At 48.2% G+C, this 22,266-nt stretch carries 18 protein-coding genes and 1 riboswitch; of the genes, 10 read left to right on the top strand and 8 right to left on the bottom strand.

The window, feature by feature from the left end:
* Nucleotides 1-5: 5 nt before the first annotated feature.
* The gene (locus H6750_07010) at nucleotides 6-725 is read left to right on the top strand and encodes a serine/threonine-protein phosphatase (protein ID MCB9774063.1); all 720 of its coding nucleotides are present in this window, start codon (nucleotides 6-8) and stop codon (nucleotides 723-725) included.
* A gap of 20 nt (nucleotides 726-745) precedes the next feature.
* On the opposite strand, the gene H6750_07005 is transcribed toward H6750_07010, so the two are convergent.
* Nucleotides 746-1,486, bottom strand: a complete 741-nt coding sequence (locus H6750_07005) for a 2OG-Fe(II) oxygenase (protein ID MCB9774062.1) — start codon at nucleotides 1,484-1,486, stop codon at nucleotides 746-748.
* A 232-nt stretch (nucleotides 1,487-1,718) separates the two neighbouring features.
* Here H6750_07005 and H6750_07000 point away from each other — a divergent pair, with 232 nt between their 5' ends.
* A complete protein-coding gene (locus H6750_07000) occupies nucleotides 1,719-2,387 on the top strand; it encodes a hypothetical protein (protein MCB9774061.1) in 669 nt (222 codons plus the stop codon).
* Nucleotides 2,388-2,468: 81 nt separating this feature from the next.
* Here H6750_07000 and recN read toward each other — a convergent pair whose 3' ends face one another.
* The 3 genes from recN to H6750_06985 all read right to left on the bottom strand — a co-directional run bounded on the left by recN (nucleotide 2,469) and on the right by H6750_06985 (nucleotide 5,301).
* Nucleotides 2,469-4,199: a DNA repair protein RecN gene (gene recN, locus H6750_06995; protein ID MCB9774060.1), complete on the bottom strand. Its 1,731-nt coding sequence runs from the start codon at nucleotides 4,197-4,199 to the stop codon at nucleotides 2,469-2,471.
* A gap of 25 nt (nucleotides 4,200-4,224) precedes the next feature.
* Nucleotides 4,225-4,572 (bottom strand): thioredoxin, encoded by a 348-nt coding sequence (gene trxA, locus H6750_06990; GenBank protein MCB9774059.1) that lies wholly within the window; start codon nucleotides 4,570-4,572, stop codon nucleotides 4,225-4,227.
* 168 nt (nucleotides 4,573-4,740) lie between these two features.
* Nucleotides 4,741-5,301, bottom strand: coding sequence for a hypothetical protein (locus H6750_06985; GenBank protein MCB9774058.1), 561 nt, complete (start codon nucleotides 5,299-5,301; stop codon nucleotides 4,741-4,743).
* Between the two features lie 448 nt (nucleotides 5,302-5,749).
* On the opposite strand from H6750_06985, the gene H6750_06980 reads away from it, so the two are divergent.
* Complete coding sequence (locus tag H6750_06980; GenBank protein MCB9774057.1) at nucleotides 5,750-6,316, top strand: cell wall hydrolase; 567 nt, start codon at nucleotides 5,750-5,752, stop codon at nucleotides 6,314-6,316.
* On the opposite strand, the gene H6750_06975 is transcribed toward H6750_06980, so the two are convergent.
* The 3 genes from H6750_06975 to H6750_06965 form a co-directional block, all read right to left on the bottom strand.
* Complete coding sequence (locus H6750_06975; protein ID MCB9774056.1) at nucleotides 6,317-7,195, bottom strand: FliA/WhiG family RNA polymerase sigma factor; 879 nt, start codon at nucleotides 7,193-7,195, stop codon at nucleotides 6,317-6,319. It abuts the gene before it with no gap.
* Between the two features lie 84 nt (nucleotides 7,196-7,279).
* Nucleotides 7,280-7,370: riboswitch (cyclic di-GMP riboswitch) on the bottom strand.
* 300 nt (nucleotides 7,371-7,670) lie between these two features.
* Nucleotides 7,671-8,759 carry an LPS export ABC transporter permease LptG gene (lptG, locus tag H6750_06970; GenBank protein MCB9774055.1) on the bottom strand — a complete coding sequence of 363 codons (1,089 nt, stop codon included), beginning with the start codon at nucleotides 8,757-8,759 and terminating at the stop codon, nucleotides 7,671-7,673.
* A gap of 28 nt (nucleotides 8,760-8,787) precedes the next feature.
* Nucleotides 8,788-9,873: an LptF/LptG family permease gene (locus H6750_06965; protein ID MCB9774054.1), complete on the bottom strand. Its 1,086-nt coding sequence runs from the start codon at nucleotides 9,871-9,873 to the stop codon at nucleotides 8,788-8,790.
* Nucleotides 9,874-10,193: 320 nt separating this feature from the next.
* Between H6750_06965 and H6750_06960 the strand changes: the two genes are divergently transcribed.
* The 6 genes from H6750_06960 to aspS all read left to right on the top strand — a co-directional run bounded on the left by H6750_06960 (nucleotide 10,194) and on the right by aspS (nucleotide 20,069).
* Complete coding sequence (locus H6750_06960; protein ID MCB9774053.1) at nucleotides 10,194-10,415, top strand: cold shock domain-containing protein; 222 nt, start codon at nucleotides 10,194-10,196, stop codon at nucleotides 10,413-10,415.
* A gap of 275 nt (nucleotides 10,416-10,690) precedes the next feature.
* Entirely contained in the window at nucleotides 10,691-13,633 is a 2,943-nt protein-coding gene (locus H6750_06955) for a 6-bladed beta-propeller (protein MCB9774052.1), read from the top strand.
* Nucleotides 13,634-13,909: 276 nt separating this feature from the next.
* Nucleotides 13,910-15,370 carry an IMP dehydrogenase gene (gene guaB, locus H6750_06950; protein MCB9774051.1) on the top strand — a complete coding sequence of 487 codons (1,461 nt, stop codon included), beginning with the start codon at nucleotides 13,910-13,912 and terminating at the stop codon, nucleotides 15,368-15,370.
* Nucleotides 15,371-15,428: 58 nt separating this feature from the next.
* A complete protein-coding gene (guaA, locus tag H6750_06945) occupies nucleotides 15,429-16,985 on the top strand; it encodes a glutamine-hydrolyzing GMP synthase (protein MCB9774050.1) in 1,557 nt (518 codons plus the stop codon).
* Between the two features lie 2 nt (nucleotides 16,986-16,987).
* Nucleotides 16,988-18,226, top strand: a complete 1,239-nt coding sequence (locus tag H6750_06940; GenBank protein ID MCB9774049.1) for a pseudouridine synthase — start codon at nucleotides 16,988-16,990, stop codon at nucleotides 18,224-18,226.
* 67 nt (nucleotides 18,227-18,293) lie between these two features.
* On the top strand, nucleotides 18,294-20,069 hold the full coding sequence (gene aspS, locus H6750_06935) for an aspartate--tRNA ligase (protein MCB9774048.1): 1,776 nt from the start codon (nucleotides 18,294-18,296) through the stop codon (nucleotides 20,067-20,069).
* Here aspS and H6750_06930 read toward each other — a convergent pair.
* A complete protein-coding gene (locus H6750_06930) occupies nucleotides 20,066-21,097 on the bottom strand; it encodes a molybdopterin-dependent oxidoreductase (GenBank protein ID MCB9774047.1) in 1,032 nt (343 codons plus the stop codon). The genes aspS and H6750_06930 overlap by 4 nt on opposite strands.
* Nucleotides 21,098-21,197: 100 nt before the next feature.
* Here H6750_06930 and H6750_06925 point away from each other — a divergent pair, with 100 nt between their 5' ends.
* Nucleotides 21,198-22,214, top strand: a complete 1,017-nt coding sequence (locus H6750_06925) for an SDR family oxidoreductase (protein MCB9774046.1) — start codon at nucleotides 21,198-21,200, stop codon at nucleotides 22,212-22,214.
* Nucleotides 22,215-22,266: the final 52 nt, after the last annotated feature.

Below are 22,266 nucleotides of genomic sequence, written 5' to 3'. Positions count from 1 at the left end.
GTCTGGTGAGAAAACTGAACCAGGATGCCTTTTCACTCGATAATACCCTGCAATTGTGGGTGTTGGCAGATGGCATGGGCGGACATGCCGGGGGTGAGGTAGCCAGCCAGATTGCAGTCAAATCCATTCCCGATGTCGTTCGAACTCAACTCTCGACGGAAACTGCGCTCTACGCCCAACCTGACAAATTAGAATCGCTTCTGGGTCAAGCTCTTGAATCCGCCAATCAACGCATTCGAAAAGCAGCAGCAGAGGACGATTCCCTGAAAGGAATGGGAACAACTATTATCGTGGTCGCCATCACGCGTTCTTCTATAGGATACCAGGCAAGCGTAGCACATGCTGGCGACAGCCGCGCCTATCTTTTTAGGCAGGGCACGCTTACGCTCTGGACAAAAGATCATACCCTTATGGAAGAACGGTTGGCCCTGAATCTCATTACAGAGCAACAGGTTCGCACCCACCCCCTCCGGCATATCTTAACCAAAGCCCTTGGAATTGAGCCTGAGCCACGACCTACCATTCGGACCTACCCGCTTGAGCCATCAGATCTCATTCTGATGTGTTCAGACGGGCTCACAAAAATGCTGACTGATCAGGAGATCCAAACAATTATCGGCCAAGAAGCTCCACAGGCCGAGGCGATATGCCGAACACTTGTGGATACTGCCAACCGATTAGGTGGAGAAGACAATACAACTGTCGTGTTAATCGGGTTGCACTGAAGAGGGATGTGGAGAAATTTTTAACGGTGGGGTTTTCGAAATATGGCCGACCATCCAAAATATCCTACGGCATCTTTCATATTCGAAAACCAACGTTGGGCCAGCCCCATGGACGGATTGGTGACGTATTGAAGCGTGAGCACAATCCGCTCTTCTCCAGCACCCAGAGGCGTAACGGCATGATGCAATTTATCGCCGTTAAAAAAAATAAATGTTCCTGGGGCAGTCAGGAGGGATAACTCTTTAACCTCTCGGCCCTGCTCTTTGGTATGTAAACGGCAAACCAATCGGCTGCTTGATTGATCCTGTAAGCCTAATAAAACCGTAAATCGGTCGCCCCTGTAATACGAGGTATCATAATGATACCCGATATGATCTCCAGCCTCGGTGTAAAAATACAGTGCACAGGAATGAGGATCCTCTTCGGGGCACAGCATCAACGGAACTCCGGCAATCCGGCTCAAGAGGTCAATCCAGCCCTGGTGGTGATAGAACGAAAGAATGGCCGGAGCCGATTGCTGCAGAAGATAAAAACTGACACTTCCTCCCTTTTTATGCCCTGGTATAAAGTTTCGATTGATTTGGGGCCGCACGCCTTCTACTTCCCCCATAAATTCCTGAACAACCTGAGCGGGAAACAAATGCTCTAAAGCCAAGAACTCCCCCTGCTCCCAATAGAGACGAGTGATCTCCTCAACCTTGATGAGCTGAAGGGTCTCAGTCAACAGTTGATCAATGTCGGACCCCGCTGGCTTAAGCATAGTCACTCTCCTTCATCCCTTCAGACTTCAAACTTTCAATTTATCCTTTTTTCAATGCCCTCATGATTCTTAGCTTATCATGACAACCACCACATTCTCACCAGGCTATCAAAGAATACATTCGCTTGACCTCACCCTGACTGAAGAATTATGGTGCCCACTTTCATCCACAAATTCACATGTCGTCACTCAATTTTCTCCTCTGATCAACGTCACTGTCTGGTTTCTATTTATGAACCGACTCCCCTATCGCGAATTAATTCATGGCCGGGATTATTGGATTCAAGATCAGGCCCTTCCCAACGCATTAGAGATTGCCCAACGATGTATTACCATTCCAACCTGGACCCTGGGATCCCCCTGGCGGTCGGAGCCCTGGCCCGGCATGCGAGCTCCTGGAGCTTTGACTTCCGACGAACTGCGCATCGTGGAAAGCTACGTGACCACCCATTTAGGTATTCCCAATCTCACTCCCCAATCCGATAACGAAGCAGGACTTTCCGGACACAATCATATTCAAATATGCGGAGGAGCTGAGGGGGTTGCTCGTCCGCATGTCGACTCTGCCAGAATTTGCGATTACGCGGCCGTCCTCTACCTCCATCCAAGCCCACCCACATCACATTGCGGGACATCCTTTTACCGATTGCATCTTCCCGGAGAACCACCGGACGGCAACTATTGTCCAAAAGATTATGAAAGTCTTAGCGAAGTGCCTGGGGTATCGCAGGAAATGGATCCTACCATGTTCAAAGAGATCCTAGAGGCCCCGTATGTCTTCAACCGCCTCGTTGCCTATAAATCGGATCTCATCCATTCTGCCACAGGGTATTTTGGCTGGGACCATGCATTAGCTTCAAAACGGATGGCTGTCGTGTTTTTTTGGAAAGCCGGATCTTAACAACTCTCGAATCCAGAGATCGAGCTATCCACTGATTCATCAATGGCTATCCTGAATGAACCAAACTCATTCGAATTCAGATTAGGTTTTGGCAGGCTTCTTTTTTGGCTTATTGTGATTGGGGCCGATATGAGAACTGCTTCCCCGATCCAGCATTTCACCGGCGGTTTTTCTAATCGTTGGAGTTAGCGTGCCTCCTCCCAACATGCGAGCAATTTCGGATTCCCGATGAACTCCTGTGACTTCGTGGACTTTCGTTAGCGTCCGGTCCTCCAACGTTGTTTTCTCAACTACAAACTGTGCATGAGCCTGCGAGGCAATCTGCGGAAGATGGGTAATGCAACAGACTTGATGGAATTGAGCCAACTGACGTAAACGACTGCCCATGACTATGCCGGCTTCCCCACCAATCCCACTGTCAATTTCATCGAAAATGACGACGGGCGTCTGATCATTTTCGGCAAACACGGTTTTTAAGGCCAACATAATTCGGGACAATTCTCCACCCGATGCAATCCGGCCCAATGGCATCAGCGGCTCTCCCGGATTGGGAGCCAGAAGCATTTCAACCCGATCCATTCCTGTCAATCCAAATCGATTGTCTCCGTTGGCTATTTCAATATTAACCTGTACCTCCATTGTCGACATTTTAAGGGCGGCTAATTCCTGTTTGATCTCTTTGACCAAATGCTTCGCAACTGTTTTCCTCCGGGCCGACAAGTCTTCCGCCAAGGCCTTCATTCTTTCATATCGACAGGTCACCTCTGCCTGCAAATGCCGCACCTGCTCTTCTCCATTTTGGAGTTGCGCTAAATCTTGCTCCAGGATCTTGGTAAGTTCCAATAAATCTTCGATCGGCTTTCCATATTTCTTTTTCAGCCGCTGAAGACCGGCCAACCGACTATCAATCAGATCCATTCTCTCCGGATCATATTCGATTCGAGTCCGGTAATCCCGAAGGTTATCGGTCACTTCCCGCAACGACATGTTTGCTGTTTCCAACAACGGGACCCACGATTCACCTTGCGCATCAATTTTGGCAAGCTCTTGTACCCACTCAGTTACCTCACCCAGATGATCTAGAACGGATCGTTCGCCTTCATATAACGTCCTAAAGGCTTGATTCGATAATTCTCCTAAACGACCGCTATGTTTCAACCGATGATATTCCTGGCTGAGGGCTTCTTCTTCACCCGACTGCAACTGCATTTTGACCAGCTCGTCATATTGAAATTGAAGGATATCCTGCCTATTGGTTTGATCCCGTAATCTGACCACATATTCTTCCAAAGCCGTCTTTTTCTCAATCCATTCTCGGTGCATCTCCTGATAGGATCCGACGACATCCTCAAGATTCCCAAATGCATCCAACAATTTGAGCTGGGTCTTAGGGGAGAGCAATGATTGCTGGTCATGTTGGCCATGGATGTCTACCAACTGAGGTCCGATGTCTTGAATCGTTTGAAGAGGGGCGAGTTGCCCATTGAGGAAATTGCGATTCCTTCCCGACCGCGATAACATCCGACGAACGATAATGTCCTGTTGGTCGGGAAGGAGGTATCCCTCCCCTTGCAACCGGCTTAAAAGAGGATGGGTCGGTGGGATGAGAAAACAAGCTTCCAGCAGAGCTTCCTCGGCACCAAACCGTATATGTTCGGCAGAGGCCCGTCCTCCGGTGATTAACACCAGAGCATCAATGAGAAGAGATTTTCCTGCCCCGGTCTCCCCGGTCAAGACAAGAAATCCGGGGGGAAATTCCAAATGAAGTTGATCGATAAGGGCAAAGTTGGAGATACGCAGCTCGGTCAGCATAACACCGAGTCATCGGTCCCACTGATCAGGCAGGGGAAGTGGATTGAGCCAGTAGTGAGTCAATGACTTGTTTGAATTGTTGCTTCGGTCTTGCACCAACAATTTTTTCGACAACTTGGCCACCCTTAAAGAAGAGAATACTTGGAATACTCATGATTTGATATTTCCCCGCAACTTCTGGAGCATCATCGGTGTTGAGCTTCATGACTTTGAGTTTGCCTTGATATTCCTGTGCAAGCTCATCGACGATTGGGGCCACCATTTGACAGGGTCCACACCAAACTGCCCAGAAATCCACCATTACCACCTCTGAAGCTTTCAGTACTTCCCCATCCCAATTCGTTGCATCGGCTTTGGCCACTAAATCAGACACTGACTGCCTCCTTGGATAAATACGACAAAAGGTCCAGACTGTCCTCGCATCCTAAAACCGCTCTTGTCGGACTGTCAACTCACTCATATACGATTAACTGACTCAGTAGCATTGCACCCTGTGTGATCCGTTTGACCTCCTCACTCACAGGCAAGGCCGGGATAGAATTCACCACTGCCATTCATCCGGGGCACCCGTCCACCATGAATCAGGCTTTAATTCACGCCAGCGGGTTTGTTGTGCCCACAATTCATCCGTCCGCGTCCGACTCAACCGATTGGCCATTGCTGCTGTCACATCAAATTGTTGCCGAATGCCTTCATGAATGAGCTCTTGCGCCATACGAGGCATGATATTGGGCGGATCAATGAGATCGAGAATATCCCTTGCGGTCAAATTCAGCGCTAATTGCTCCACTCTCACATAATCCTCCTGCTTTGCTAATGATGCTAAATAGCCATCAATGGCCTCATAGACATAGGCCAGATACACGTATGCTTCGACCGAAGGATTGCGGTCAATATTTTCCTGACAAGCCACTACTGCACGACGGTAATCTCCGGCCATCAAATACACTTTAGCGTGCGCAAGAGGTTGATTGAGCAAGACAGGTATCTGATCTGACTGAGCCCAACCATTGGAAAGCAGTAACGTACCCAGAAGAATTATACCCATTCCGAGACATACCATGATTTCCCTTACTCGTTCGCTCGCCGACGAAACGCTCATATTCTCCTCCATCACTAAAATCGGGCAACAGACATCATTCTCGATAAATTCTCTGTTCGTTCCCCATATTTTCCGATGATTCAATAAACCCATTGTTGAAATTGTCAGATTTTTGATCAGTATAAGAATCTCGAAATCGCCCTGTTTCCAATCACTATTAAATAATAAAACGTGTGGCCTAATCGTTGATGTCCCGAAACCACGACACAATGCGGGGTCAAGGCCACTTGTTATTTATGAAAACACAAAATTTCTAACACCAAACTCTTCCCTACAACACAAGACTCCCATAAATACCTTCCATTGAACAGTCTAAAACGTCAATGGCATGTACTTTGCGGAAGACCGTGTCGAAGAGGCATTTCATTGAACCTGATTCCTTAATATCTAAATCAAAACGAAAATAAAGGGTAAAAACTCCACACACAACAAGACTTAAAGGGATAAAATGAAACAAAACCAAAGAGTGTTGCCTTGTATCTTCATCATCGGCTTAGAAATCTTCTCCATTTGCTTACTCCCGGTTTCACCAACTCCAATAAATTCGGCCGATATCGCATCTCTTCTTTCTTCTTCAACTGTATCACCATTGCCTTTAGAAATAACCCATCGGCAGGATTCCAGCCACAGCGACGACATTTTAGCCGCCTTAACCATCTATCTGGAAGCCGGTGGTGAAAGTTTTGCGGGGAAGCTAGCTGTCGCGGCCGTCATTCGGAACCGAATGGCTCTCAAATACCACAGCGATGGCACGGTGAAGGGCACCGTTCTTCGTGCCAAACAATTTGAACCATGGATGGGACGTAATCCAGAGGAAGTAGATTTTGATCAAACAAATCGAATCATGCAGGATAGTCTGTTAGCCTGGAGGGTGGTACAAGACGGGCGAACAGTGGTGGATGGGGCCGTACTGTTTTATAATCCCCAACTGGTCAAAACTCCCCGCTGGGCTCAGTTCAACCGTAAAGTGGCAAAAATTGGCGGACACGAATTTTTTAATAAGCACACCATTTAATTAGTCCTGGACAACGGGAGCTTTTCGTAAATTCCTGGGTCGAGGCGCACTGGGTCCCCCTTCCTCAATACGCTTCAACTCTATGCGTAGATGTCGAATGGCACCGGAATGTATCCGGCAGACGCCAGACTCGGTCAGGCCCATTTGCCGGCCAATTTCTTTCATCGTCAATCCGGCATGATAATACGATTGAAGCACCTCTTGCTGGCGTGCCGATAATGTCTGGAGCGCGGCCGACAATGCCGCTTTCATTTCTGCATCCGCACAGGCCACAAAAGGGTCCAGATGGCTAACATCCGGCAATACATCGCGGAGGGTGCATTCATCTTCTCCCTGTCCAACCGGCTCATCCAGACTAATTAACCGAGGATCACACCCGCCCACTCCTTCTATTTCCTCAATGGGGACACCCAACAGGGTGGCCAATTCCTGTGCAGTCGGTGGCACCCCATTTTTCTGAAGATGCTCTTCTACTATTTGTCGTACCTGATCTCGGCGAGATCGAACAGACCGAGGAACCCAATCCATCGATCGAATCTCATCCAACATCATGCCCCGAATACGATATTCGGCAAAAGTTCGAAATTTTATATCCCGTGTTGGATCATAGCGCTTCAACGCCGACAACAGTCCCATAGCCCCAGCGCTCGTTAAATCCTCAACATCCAGAGAAAAGGGTTTCCTGAAGGCCATAATTCCAGCCATCCGACGAATGGTCGGGAGAAACTCTAATAAAATCCGAGTAACATACTCCTGATCGAGCTGGCCCCGTGCTTCCGTCTGTTCTGTTTTTTCAGGACTCACCGAACTGAGAGGAGACGAGTCGAGTTCTTTGAAACTAACTGCTGTCTTTGGGAAATTGTGTGCGTCTTCGTCCATATTTTGGCCTTCCCAGGGTGACCAAAAAGCGTCCAATTCCAGGGAATGGGCGCATGAACGAACGCATGGAGTCTACCAACACAGTTCGGTAACCAGACGAACCCTGAAACAATTATCTTCTCAGGGTTTCTTGGCTTTGCGCCCTACCCTCACGGATAGTTTGCCCTTGTCACCTGTTGAATTCGTTATTCGATAATCACAACCTCTTTTAAGTGGTGGGTTTTTGAGATTTCCAATTAACTACCTACCTTTGATTCTCGGATCCTCCCTACTTACTCTTCAACCTCTATCCTTATGAAAATGTTATCGGATCCGAGTCAGGGGGAATTAAGAAAGGCCCTTATATGTTTATGAGAAAACTTGACAAGTTCATATATCGCACAGCATTAAAAACCAATACGAATGGTGAACAGGAGTAGATGATTAAAATCTCAACCACGCATTCCCTCCTTTATTCATGGAAACCATGGATTCCTCACTTTAACCTTAAAAAAAGATTAATCCCGACAATGAAAAACATGACCGTGGCAATCCAACTGCCAATGATTGGTAATACGGCGCCATTTCGTCCTAAGACAATGCCTACCGAATGCGCAGCCCAGAAAAAAAACCCGATTCCCAGGGTTTGCCCAAGCCCTTTAGCTATTCCAACCTCACGCACACCACTTCCGCGGAGACTCACCGAGATCCCTAAAAGTATCATCACCAGAGGAACGAGAGAGTATGCAATTCGAGACCAATAATCAGTTAAAAAACGATGAGGACTATGACCGTCTTCTATTAACCGTTGAATATAATCATGCAATTGATACAAGGACATATGCTCTGGAGACTGAGCGAGCCAATTCTGAAAATCATCAGGCGTGAGAGAGAGAGGCAACGTCTGTCCTGGTATATTTATTACTTGCATGCGTTCTTCATCCTGAAATGTTCGCTCAATCGCATGCTTCATTATCCATTCCCCATCGACAAATGTTGCCCATCTTCCTTCCAGAATGCCTTTGATACTGAAGCGATCATCAAGTGTGTACTGGTGAATACCATTCAAACGAAACCCATCATCTGTCACGGAATCGATCCGCATAAGGTGATTTCGTCCCACCCGAAGCCACAAACGTTCCGGAGTAAGTAAGAGGGGTTCTGGTTTGTTTTGGATCAAGACCGATTGAACAAATTCAGCTTTAATATTGGCCAGAGGAATCAACACCGCCGTTAGACCCAGACCCACGACAGTCACAAGCCCGCCAAAGACAAAAAAGGGAATGGCAATTTGATAAAAGCTTAACCCACAACTGCGCATCGCCGTGATTTCACGAGTCCGATTAAGCCCACAAATCGTCAAGATTGACGCCATTAACGCCGCCAGCGGGGCTAATAAAAAAGCAATTTCGGGAATTCGATAGACAAAAAAACTGAAAATAACGGTTAGATCTGCGTCATATTTCAAAAACTTCCTTAATTTTTCGAAAAAATCCACGACAAGATAAATCGTCAACACGGTTACAAGGCACATTACGAAGACGCGACCGAATTTCCCAAACACATACCAAGAAATTTTTTTCATGATCTAAAAGACTGGCAAAAATTCTGGATCATTGTTTTCCAGCTTGAAATAGCAGGAACCCTGTGAAGCAGGCGAGGATAAGGTTAGGCATCCACGCACCTAAAAATGGAGAGATCACCAAAGTCGTCACGAGAAACTCTCCCAATACATTTAATAAATAAAATCCGATCACCACGCCAACCCCAATCGCAAACCCCCCAGCTTTCCCGGACCGCTTCGACACAATCCCCACCGGGACGCCCAATAACCCCAGCACAAAGGTGGCAACCGGAAAGGCGGTATCTTTATGAAACTCTACTAATCGTCGAAGAGCTCCAGCGTCCGTTCCACCTGATTCCTCCAATTGCTGAGTGAGGGTTTGATAGGATTTCCGTTTTGTCTTATCTTTCACTGAGGTAAAAGGCGAAGAGAGCCAAAAATCATAGGTATCAAAAATGACCCGGTGAAAACTATTGGCATCTTTGGGGATTTGATGAATGGCACCCTTAAACAATCGAATGCCAAACTGCTGACGTTCGCTCTGTTTCAACATGTGAAAATTCTCCGCCACAATTATCAATGGTTGCTCCGGATTGCGTTGGTCCGAAATGAAGATTCCCTTATCCCCAGAAGCATTCTCCGAATGTGGCACATACACCATGAGTCCGGGGATCGGTTCATTAAACACCCCCGAATCAACTGCAAGAGTCAACTCATCTTCAATGACGCTGAGGGCCAAAGTCTTCAATGACACATTGGCCCACGGCTGCCCCCATTGAGAAAGATATACCGTTAAGAGAAATACGATGCCGGAAAAAACCACCACAGGAAGGTTGATTCGCCAAAAACTGACCCCCGCAGCTCGAATGGCAATGACCTCATTGTCAAACGACAGGCGATTAAAGGCCGAAATTGAGGCAATCAAGCAAGCAATTGGTAAGGTTAGGACTAAAAATGATGGAAGCAAATGCAGCACAATAGACCCCAAGGCCGCCAAGCTAATTCCTCGGGAGACCACTAAATCCACCAGCCGTAGCATTTCCTTGGTAAAAATGATGAAACACAATCCGGTCAGGCTGGTCAAAAACGGGGGAAGCAACTCAAAAAAAATGTACCGATCGAGAAGTCTGATCAAGGCCTTGGACAATTCAAATAAGTTGAAGGTGATGAAAAATGTTGTTTGATTAAAATGGCCCCTCTGCTCATTTTCAAGCAAATATCTGAAATAATTAGCCTATAGGCGAATAGTAGGGAAGGAATTTCCTCCTGTCATTTATTGACAGATTCTGCAAACTGTGCTACATCCTCTCCGTTTTTGTAATGGGTAAAGAAGTGAGAAGAATATTACGCCGTGAAGCCGAGAGAGGAATTAGCTCCTTTTTCGGCTTTTCTTTTTAAGCGCGCATAACTTTTTTGTAATGTATATCCACAAGTACTCTAATGGGGAGGGCCATCATGAGAAGTAAGGGAACGGTAAAATGGTTTAATGATCGTAAAGGTTTTGGCTTCATTCAGGTTGAAGGCGGACAGGATGTCTTTGTGCATTATTCCGCACTTCAAGAAGACGGATTTAAATCTCTAAAAGAGGGGGAATCGGTAGAATTTGACTTGGTAGAGGGAGCAAAGGGTCCACAGGCTGCCAACGTCACAAAATCAGGAATTGCCCAACCATCTTAAAGTAGTCGTGAATCTCTCTCGCATTCTCGCCTATTATTTGCTGATAACGGAAGGGTAAATTTTTTGGACCTTTAGATCTCAACTTTACTCCAATAGAATAATCTGGAATTCCTCGTCTTTGACTTGTTGTCAAAGAAGGCTTAGAGGTAAATAGCTTGCTACGACTTTCCTTGACTTCCCTCTTTTTCTCCTGGTAGACTTTGCCGTAAGTCATTGTATTTATTGCATAAATTACAAATTTCACACAACTGACTCATCAGTTTCAGGGGATTAGTATGACAAAACTTCTCAATGTTTTATTTTTTGGAAATCCGCTCTATCAACAAACGTTGACCATAGAAAGTGGAGCGGAAGACTGGGGAGCAGGACAAAACGAGGATGCCAATATTCCACCGGCACCAGCGAACCTACGCGCTAACCCTGATCATACGCGAATTACCCTGACCTGGGATCCTGTTCCGGGAGCCCTGTATTACAACGTTTATTTCCTGACCACCAAGGGCGTTCAAATTAAGCCCAACGAACTTACCAGGCCAGTCGCAGGACAAGAGGATTTTATCCCAAAAGTTGGGATAACCAAAGAAAAATCCAATTGCATTGAAGGAGCGATCTCGCCTTACGAACATAACGACCTAGCTAATAACTTTTGTTACCACTATGCCATTTCCGTGGTTACGGAAGAAGGAGAAAGCCCCTTATCTGAAGAGGTAATGTCCATCCCTTCGCCCTACCTCCCCGTGATGCAAATCGGGTGTGAAGGCGTCGACGATGGAGAATTTAAATCACCAACCGGCATTGCTATAGATAAAGACGGAAACATCTATGTCGGCGATACAGACAATCATTCGATTCAGAAGTTTGACCAATCGGGAAAATTTCTTGCACGTTGGGGTGACGAACCTGATTCAACCGAAGGAAAATTTTATTACCCACGGGGCATTGCCACATCCCCAGAAGGAGATGTGTATGTGGCCGACAGTGGGAACAACCGCATCCAAAAGTTTGATTCCGAAGGAAATATTATTAATGCCTGGGGAAAATTCGGTTTTGCCTGGCGAGGGGCGGAAGCGGGGAAATTCGATGTCCCCTGGGGTGTTACCACCGATTCTCAAGGCAATCTGTTTGTCTCAGATACCAGCAATGCCAGAATTCAAAAATTCCTTTCCGACGGCTCCCCTGTGCTTAAGTGGGGGCGTGATGGGGGATATGACGGCGCCTTCTTTTATCCCCGCGGCCTCGCCGTTGACTTTGTCGGAAATATTTATATTGCCGATGAGGGGAACAATCGGATTCAAAAATTTGATGCACGTGGTAACTTCCTCCTGAAGTGGGGGAAGGAAGGGAATGCCCCAGGTCAATTTAAAGCCCCATGGGGAGTCGCCTGCGACGCTTTGGGATATGTGTATGTCGTCGACAGCGGAAATCACCGTGTCCAAAAGTTTGATTCTAGCGGGACCTATCTCACTTCGTGGGGAAATCGGGGATTAACTGAAGGGCAACTGAATTTCCCGTCAGGGATTGCGGTGGACAAAGAAGGATATGTGTACGTCATAGACAGCGGCAACCACCGTTTAACCAAGTTTGCCCCAACTGAGGATGAACTCAATCGAGGCAAACAAGAAAAACGAATTGCCAGCGATCTTACTGCCCCCATCAACCTTGCCGTCAAACCCGGAGATACAGAAAACATCCTTAGTTGGCTCGAAGTTCCAAATGCTGTCAGTTACAACCTCTATTTTAGTACTGAACCAAACCTCTCCACAGACACCTCTACAAAGATTGAAGGTGTGACCACTCCATATATCCATAGTGGCCTCACGAATAACACGGCATATTTTTATGCTATGACATCGGTGACCGAAGATGGAGCAGAAAGCCGGCTATCTGAAGAGCAGACAGCTATTCCAGTTTTAATCGACATCTCAGCACCTCAAAATCCTGACATCGTCATTAATCATGGGGCCTACATGACCAATAGTCCTGATATGGTCGCCACCATCTCAGCTAAAGACGTGGATAGCGGAGTGGCCGCCTATTTCATCTCTGAAAACCCCATGACCCCAAGCGGGACCATGCCTGGGTGGGTTGAAGTGGAACCGGAACAAAAATTTGGAGCCACGATTCCTTTTACCACCTCGCCAACCGATGGCACAAAAACCGTCTACGTTTGGTTCAAAGACGCCAATAACAACGTTTCTGTTCCCGCCAGCACCAGCATCCTTCTCAACACCTCTGGGTATATTTGTGTCGCCAAGTGGGGAAAACCAGGCCGTGGAGCTTCCCTTCTCCATGGTGGAGAATTTATTAGCCCTCTATACGGCCTAACGATTGATCGCCAAGGGTCATTGTTTGTCGTTGATAACGGGAACAACCGCATCCAGAAATTCGACAGAAATGGAAATTTCATACTGTTATGGGGAAATTTCGGATCCGCTAATGGGGGTTTCAATAATCCTACGGGCATCGCATGCGATGGAAATGGGAATGTGTATGTGGCTGACACCAATAACCATCGGGTTCAAAAGTTTGATGGGAAATTAGGCCATTATATGATGAAACTGGGATCACGCGGGAATGGCGAAGGACAGTTTAATGCTCCATGGGGAGTCGCGGTCGACCGAGTCCGCGGGTATCTGTATGTCGTAGATAGTGCCAACTTCCGGGTTCAAAAGTTTGATGAAACCGGAGAATTCATTATGCAGTGGGGAAGCTTTGGAAACGGGGACGGACAATTTTATTTTGCGCGAGGCATTGCTGTGGATCAAACAGATGGAACCGTCTATGTAGTCGACATGGGTAATCATCGGATTCAAAAATTTGATACCAGCTCAAACGTCCTCCCCCAATTACTTACCAAATGGGGCGGAGGCATTGGGCCAGGCCATGCCAGCAGCGCTCAGGCACAAGAACCTGGGCAGTTTCGATCGCCCTGGGGTGTGGCAGTAGATGAATCAGGAGACGTATTTGTGAGTGATACCGGCAACCAACGCATCCAAAAGTTTGATCGAGACGGTAACTTTATCACCCAATGGGGCGGCTTCGGATCTCAGGATGGCCAATTCAATTTTCCCTATGGAATTGGTGCTGACTCAAGAGGACACGTCTATTCAGTTGATAGCGGAAACATGCGAGTTCAAGAATTTATGCCGGCAGAGGAAGCTGAAGATCATTTCCAGGAAGAGGAAACGATGGCCTTTATTCCTGAGGCAGCAGAATAGCCACATCGCTCTGGCAGAACCCAGGAAACAACCACACACATTAACAACAAATGCCAGAGGGTATAGGGATTACCCTTTGGCATTTTTCATAAGGCCGAATCGGATTCCACGGTACAGCAATACCTTTGCTGCTGAACCTGAGCCGTGTTGTACATTCTCTTGATAAGACCATCACGTATAATAAAAGGCACATTGACTGCCCTTCAAAAGAAAATTAAGATGAAAAATTTTATCGCATGCACGATTCGGCAGGGGACGAAAAACAAGGCCTAACTCATGCTGGAAAAACAATTACGAATGGGACTCACTTTTGACGACGTGGTTCTGGTGCCGCGCCACTCAAATATTATACCCTCTGAGGTTGATCCCTCAACCCAACTCACGCGAAATATTCGGATTAACATCCCAATTCTGAGCGCGGCCATGGACACCGTAACCGAAGGGCGATTGGCCATTGCGATAGCACGCGAAGGGGGAATTGGAATAATTCACCGCGCCCTCTCCCCTGACATGCAGGCATCAGAAGTCGATAAGGTTAAAAAATCAGAAAGCGGGATGATCCTTTCTCCAATCACCATCTCCCCTGATCATACCATTCGCGATGCGCACCATCTTATGGCGACCTATCGCATATCTGGAATCCCTGTAACCAAAGATGGCAAATTGGTCGGCATCTTAACGAACCGCGATCTTCGTTTTGAAAACCGATTGGATCTCAAAGTTGCTCAAGTTATGACTAAAAACAACCTCGTGACTGCCCCTGAAGGTACGGGATTAGACCAGGCCCAGGCAATTCTTCATGAGCATCGCATTGAAAAACTTCCTGTTGTCAATGATCAATTTGAGTTAAAAGGGTTGATCACCATCAAAGACATTCAGAAAAAAATCAAATATCCCTTTGCCTGCAAAGATGCACACGGACGGTTACGCGTTGGCGCGGCAGTCGGGGTCGGACCCGATGTGGAAGAACGCCTGGAGCGGCTCACAAAAGCTGGGATTGATCTAATCGTTGTCGATACCGCCCATGGGCACTCCCAAAGCGTCCTAGACAAGGTCAAGGATATTAAATCCCGCTATCCCGACCTGGAAATAATGGCAGGAAATGTTGCAACCTCTGCTGCCACCCTTGATCTTATTAAGGCTGGAGCGGATGCTATCAAAGTTGGAGTCGGGCCAGGCTCAATCTGCACCACCAGAATCGTATCAGGAGCCGGAGTCCCACAATTGACCGCCGTTGCGGATTGCGCCACCATCGCCAAAGAACACCAAATCCCTTTGATTGCTGATGGAGGCATTAAATATTCTGGAGATCTCACTAAAGCCCTCGCGGCCGGAGCCTCTTGCGTGATGATCGGATCCCTGTTTGCGGGAACCGAAGAATCTCCAGGGGAAACGGTGTTGTATCAAGGCCGGACCTACAAGGAATATCGAGGGATGGGATCACTGGGAGCCATGGAACGCGGCGGAAAGGATCGCTACTTTCAAGAGGGCCGCGAATCTTCAAAATTAGTCCCTGAAGGCATTGAAGCCCGCGTTCCCTACAAAGGAAACCTCGCGGTCATGGTCTATCAATTGGTTGGAGGACTGAAGGCAGGAATGGGGTATTGCGGATGTCGAACAATCGAAGAACTTCAGCAGAATGCCCAGTTCATTCAACTTACCTCTGCAGGCCTCCGAGAAGCCCACGTTCATGATGTGGTGATTACGAAGGAGGCCCCCAATTATCGGGCTGACTAAGATCTGATTCCGTCCCCAGATTAGTCAGGTCCCCTTTTGATCAATTGACCGGCACGCCATGCACTCGCACCACGATACCATTGTCATTCTGGATTTTGGATCGCAGTATACGCAACTCATTGCACGGCGGATACGCGAATTCCACATTTTTTCCGTGATTCTCCCCTCGCAGGCGACGGTTCAGGATATCCTGCACTATCACCCCAAAGGGATTATTTTTTCGGGAGGACCCGCCAGCGTCACTCAGGCCCATTCTCCGAAAATTGATAGTCAAATCTTTGATCTTGCCATACCCATTCTGGGGATCTGCTATGGGATGCAATTGCTCGCTCATCAATGTGGCGGAACCGTCAACCCCACACCGCATCGTGAATTTGGTCGAGCCGATCTGACCATTGACGACAATACGAATTTATTTCTTGGCCTTGATCCCACAATTGCATTTCCTGTCTGGATGTCCCATGGGGATTCGGTTCAACAGCTTCCACCTGGATTTCATGTGATCGCCCACACGGCCCATGCCCCGATCGCCGCGATGAAATCCTCCAATGAGACCCAACAGCTCTTTGGTATCCAGTTTCACCCTGAAGTCATCCACTCCCTTCATGGGTCAACGATTCTTCAAAACTTTGCCCGTCATATCTGCCACTGCGAGCCAACCTGGACAATGGGGTCATTCATTGAACAGGCCGTGCAAGACATTCGGCAAACTGTTGGAGACGGCAAGGTCATTTGCGCACTCAGCGGAGGAGTGGATTCCACTGTGGCCGCTGTTCTGGCCCACCGGGCTATCGGAGACCAATTGACCTGCCTCTTCATTGACAATGGCCTCATGCGAAAGAATGAAGTGGCACAATTACAAACGACGTTCGATTCCGCCTATCATCTGAAGGTTCGCATTGCCGACCATGCAGCCACATTTCTGGCAGCACTGGGACGTACAACAGACCCGGAACGCAAACGAAAAATCATTGGTCGTCAATTCATTAAGGTTTTTGAACAGGAAGCGGTATCTTTAGGTAAAGTCGAGTTTCTGGTTCAGGGGACACTCTATCCTGATGTGATCGAGAGTCTGAGCGTGAAGGGACCATCGGCAACGATTAAAACACATCATAATGTCGGTGGTTTGCCCAAGCGCATGAAATTCAAACTGATTGAGCCCTTTCGAGAGTTATTTAAAGATGAAGTACGGCAATTAGGATTGGAATTAGGTCTACCTGAGGATATTGTCTGGAGACAACCCTTTCCCGGTCCAGGGTTAGCGATTCGCATCATTGGATCTGTGACCACCGAGCGCCTAGCGATTCTTCGTGAGGCGGATGCCATTGTTCGAGACGAAATTGAACGAGCCGGACTTTCAAGAATCATCTGGCAATCGTTTGCAGTCTTGCTGCCGATCCAAACCGTGGGAGTCATGGGCGACCAACGAACCTACGAATCAGTGATCGCCATTCGTGCCGTCACTAGTACGGACGGGATGACTGCGGACTGGGGGGTGATTCCGCCAGAGGTGTTGGGCAAAATGTCCAATCGGATTATCAATGAAGTACAAGGAATCAACCGCGTGGTGTATGACATTAGCTCAAAACCGCCAGCAACGATCGAATGGGAATAGATATGGCTCAGGCAGAGAGAACAGTCCGTTTACAAAAAATCATCGCCCGTTCCGGAGTCGCTTCCAGGCGCAAGGCTGAGGAACTGATCCAACATGGGCTGGTCACCGTCAACGGGGAAACCGTCATGACGCTAGGAACCAAAGTTGACCCTGCCGTTGACCACATCAAGGTCGAAGGGCGCCATCTGAAGTCCCGACCTCCTGATATGTTTCTCATGCTGAATAAGCCCCTGGGGTACATCTCCACCTTGCATGATCCTGCGGGTCGCCCCACGATTAAAGCCTTGGTCCCGAAACCTTCAATACGGCTATTTCCTGTCGGACGATTAGATTATGACAGTGAAGGTTTACTCCTGCTCACTAATAACGGTGATATTGCGCAAGCCTGTCTTCACCCCGCCCATCATGTCCATAAAACATATTTGGTGAAAATTAAGGGTATCCTAGAAGAACCCGAAATCCAAAAACTCCGACATGGGCTGATGTTGGAAGATGGGCCCACAGCACCAGCCAAAATAAAAAAGGCTGGAAAAGCGGCGGCTAATTCCTGGGTGGAAATCACCATCCATGAAGGACGTAAACACCAGGTCAAACGAATGTTTGAGCAAATCGGCCATCCCGTGATCCGGTTAAAACGCGTTCAGTTTGGGCCTCTGAACCTTGGAACCCTTCCCCCAGGCCAGACGCGATATTTAACAGATACGGAAGCGAACGACTTACGTCATTTACTCATCGCATCTGAATCGCCAGGTCCGACTGTCCGCCAGCCGAACACTACAAACCTCCCCCTATCGAGACCTGCCGGGCAATTACGACCACGTACCGGAACCCCCAATCCCATCAGAAGCAAGAGTACCGCGTCGCCTGCTGAAAAGACCGGCCAAACACGGCCATGGACACCAGCTCGTCCACTGATCAAGAAAACAGAAAAAGGCTCTCCATCCAGACCTGCAGCTCCCTCGCGGCCACGCTCCCCAAACCCGAATTCCATCAAAAGAAAGAGCACCTTAACGTCTGCGGGAACGATCGATCGAGCAGGCCTGCATCCATCTAAAAATCAACCGATCAAAAGAATGGAAAATTTTCCTAAATCGGGACCCGCTGGTCAGTTTTGGCCACGCCAGGGAAACCCGAAACCCATCAGGAGTAAGAAGACGATCTCAACTCCTGGCACAACCGGCAACGCCCGGCCCCGCCGACCCGGCGTCACATCAAAAAGCCGGTTCAAGTTTAAAACTTAAGCATTCCGTCTACTCGGTTTTATGTTCTACCATCAAAAGCTTCTAGGCGTTGGAAAGGATTTTTTCGTTGAAACGATCACATCATTGCGGTGAACTCTCCATAGACCATGTAGGCCAAATCGTGACCTTAGCCGGCTGGGTTGCCAGTCGCCGAGACCATGGCGGAGTGAGGTTCATTGATCTTCGTGATCGCTACGGCCTCACACAAATCGTGTTTGATTCAGAGCAGCAACCCACGGTGCATCAATTAGCCGATCGTCTGCGCAATGAATACGTCGTGGCAATCACCGGTAAAGTGACGTTACGTCCCGAAGGCTCAGCAAACCCTTCTATTCCGACTGGCGCCATAGAAATTCGAAGCACATCCCTCGTGATTCTCAATGAAGCCAAACCCCTCCCCTTTGCACTCGACGACACTATCACCACCACAGAGACCCTTCGGTTAAAACACCGGTATCTGGACCTTCGCCGGCCAAGGATGCAAGAACTCCTTCAACTCCGCAGCCAGGTGTCCCATCTTGTACGGCAATACCTTCATGACAATCAGTTTATAGAAGTGGAAACGCCGATTTTAACAAAAAGTACTCCGGAGGGCGCACGAGATTATCTCGTCCCGAGTCGAGTCAACCCTGGTGAATTTTTTGCTCTTCCCCAATCGCCCCAACTCTTTAAACAGATTCTTATGATTGGGGGAACCGATCGTTATTATCAAATTGCCCGATGCTTTCGTGATGAAGACCTCCGGTTGGATCGCCAGCCAGAATTCACGCAAATCGATCTGGAAATGTCTTTCGTCGATCAGGAAGATATTATGCAGTTGATTGAACATATGGTCGGACTGGTCTTTAAAGAGACGAAGAATATTGACCTCCCCTCCCCATTGCCCCGACTGTCCTTTGAGGATGCCATGGGACGCTATGGGACCGACAAACCGGATCTTCGCTTTGATCTTCAGTTACAGGACCTGAGTCAATTCGCCGCAACCTGTGGGTTTAAAGTCTTTAAGAGCGCAGTGGAAAGCGGCGGGATCGTAAAAGCCCTTGTCATCCCAGGTGGCAACGCCTTCACTCGCAACCGGATTGACAATCTTATAGATACTGCAAAAGAATTTGGTGCCAAGGGGCTCGCTTGGGTCAAAATTAACGAAGAAGGCAATCTGGATTCCTCTATCGCCAAATTCTTTAATCCCCAAGCTCTCCGTGAAGCGCTCCCCTCGTCCAAATCCGGAGACCTCCTCATATTTGTCGCAGATCAAGCACCGATCGTCCATCAAGTCTTAGGCCGCCTTCGCCTGCTGCTTGGGGAGGAGCTAGGATTGATTGATCGAAACCGGTGGGAACCGCTATGGGTCATAGACTTTCCCATGTTTGAATTTGACGATACCGCCAAACGATATATCGCTCTGCACCATCCCTTTACGGCCCCTCACTCGAACGATATGCCGCTTCTGGAAACCGATCCTCTCCAGATTCGAACGCAAGCCTATGACCTGGTTTTGAATGGCTTTGAGTTAGGAGGAGGAAGTATTCGAATTCATGCGCCACAAGTTCAGTCAAAAGTCTTTGACCTACTGAACATCTCAAAAACGGAGGCTCGTGAAAAATTTGGATTTCTCTTAGACGCCTTGGAATCAGGGGCACCGCCCCATGGAGGAATCGCGCTGGGGCTTGATCGGTTGGTGATGTTACTCGGCAAGACGGATTCGATTCGAGAAGTGATCCCGTTTCCTAAAACACAGAAGGCTCAATGCCTGATGACCGAAGCCCCCTCTCCCGTCACACCAGAACAACTTCAGGAGCTCTCTATTCGCACCACGGCTAAAAAGCCTGACAACCCGGCTTAAGCGTTTAGCACATCCAAAACAATGGAATGCAATCCCGTTGCCCCAGCCGGCTGTGGCCTCGTGATTTCGGAGGTTTGGATCTTCCCCTTCGTATCGATAGCTCTGACAGACACCATGTACTTGCCGGATTTTGGTGGCCTCCAATCATAATTCCAAATCACCCAAGTTAAAGGAGATAATGGTGGTTCGATTTCGGCTGCCACCCAGGTTTTCTCCTGATCAAAACTCAGTTGAACCTCACTGATGCTCTCCGGTCCACCATAGGCAATCCCGCGTAATCGCTGTTGAGGCCCTTCTAACGACTGGTAATGACCCGGGCTATCGATGCGGGAAAAAATATGAATGGTCCCGTCATCCGTCCAACCTTTCTGTTGCCAGTAGCCCAGGTAGTCACCGTTATAGACTTCGATTTCCGTAACCCATTTCACATTTTTAATCCCGTAGAGACCTGGAACAATCAGGCGAACCGGAAAGCCGTGATCCTTGGGAAGCTTTTCTCCATTCATCAGATAGGCCAACATGACATCATCTTCCATGGCCCTGGCAAAAGGAATACTGTCAGAATACCCGTCAGCTGCCCGAAAGATCACATCCCGGGCGGTGTCTTCATCGGCTCCGATGTCTTGCAAAAGTTTTTTAAGGGAAATCCCTCTCCACATAGCGGTCCCCAAACTACTCCCGCCTGGAAGCGTATCAATACACATCAGCGTCACAGCCTGATCAAAAGATTCCCGGTTGAGCAGATCACGCCATTTCATCACCAGGGGACGTTCCACAGCGCCCTTCACCACCATTTTCCATTGCTCCACATCCAAGTCACGGGTAAAATTGTAAGAGGCATCCATGAAATTGACGGTGTAAAATTTATCGTTTGCCGTAAAATAGGTGGTTTCCCGTGGAGGAACTGCAAACATCGACCCCAGATCGCATCCAGGAAATCCCATGCCGATGGTAGCCAGTCCCCCAAGTTTGAAAAGAGCCCGGCGACTCAGTGGAAAAGAAAAAGGAGAATTATTGAAAAATGACATGGACATCCTCTCTATTATCTAATACCTTTACGACTTTGGACAAGATCCACGCGATATTTGAAATTACCACGAAATTTATGCCAGGAGAAGGAGAAACGGCATGCGGATATTCCTGACGGGAGGAGCCGGTTTTTTAGGCAGTCATTTATGTGAAACGCTTATCCAGCAAGGACATACAGTCATTTGCCTGGACAATCTCCTTACCGGACGTACGGAGAATATCGGAGCACTCATGGGGCATCCGAAGTTCTCGTTTATTCACTACAATGTCTGCGATTATCTTCATGTCGACGGCCCAGTCGATGCCGTCATGCATTTTGCATCACCGGCGAGTCCGCAGGACTATCTGGAATTTCCCATTGCCACCATGAAAGTCGGTGCGTTAGGCACACACAAAGCGCTGGGCCTAGCCAAGGCGAAACAGGCGCGATTTCTCCTGGCCAGCACATCCGAAGTCTACGGGGATCCATTGGTCAACCCTCAGCCGGAATCCTATTGGGGGAACGTCAACCCCATTAGCCCCAGAGGCGTCTACGACGAAGCCAAACGATTTGCCGAAGCGTTGACCACTGCCTACCATCGGTTTCATGGCCTTGATACAAGAATCGTCAGAATCTTCAACACCTATGGACCACGGATGCGCCCAAAGGATGGCCGGGTGGTGTCCAACTTTATTGTGCAAGCCTTACAAGGGCATCCGTTAACGGTATATGGCGATGGGTCACAGACCCGCAGCTTCTGTTACGTCGATGATCTGGTCGCGGGAATCCTTTCGCTTCTCCAGGCCCCGCCAGACGAATTTCGAAAAAATCAAGATGTTCAAGATTCGGTTCGCTTCGGAAAAACTCAGGCCAACCTCGGCTCTATACATGACCCTATCAACATCGGCAATCCACAAGAACTCACCGTGATGGACATTGCCAAAACGGTGATCAAACTCACCAACTCATCGAGCACGATTACGCAACATCCGCTCCCAATCGATGACCCTAAAGTACGCCGGCCCAATATCGAAAAGGCCACGACTCTACTCAAGTGGGAACCTCGGATTACGTTGGAACAAGGTCTTGAAAAAGCCATCGACTATTTCCGTTCTCATTTGGATCTTGCAAAATGAATCACGGATCATGAGGTTCATCGATTCCGAACACTCTGTGACCTATGACAAA

The organism is Nitrospiraceae bacterium, from assembly GCA_020632595.1.
Classification (GTDB): domain Bacteria; phylum Nitrospirota; class Nitrospiria; order Nitrospirales; family UBA8639; genus Nitrospira_E.
This window is presented reverse-complemented; position numbering and strand designations above follow the sequence as displayed.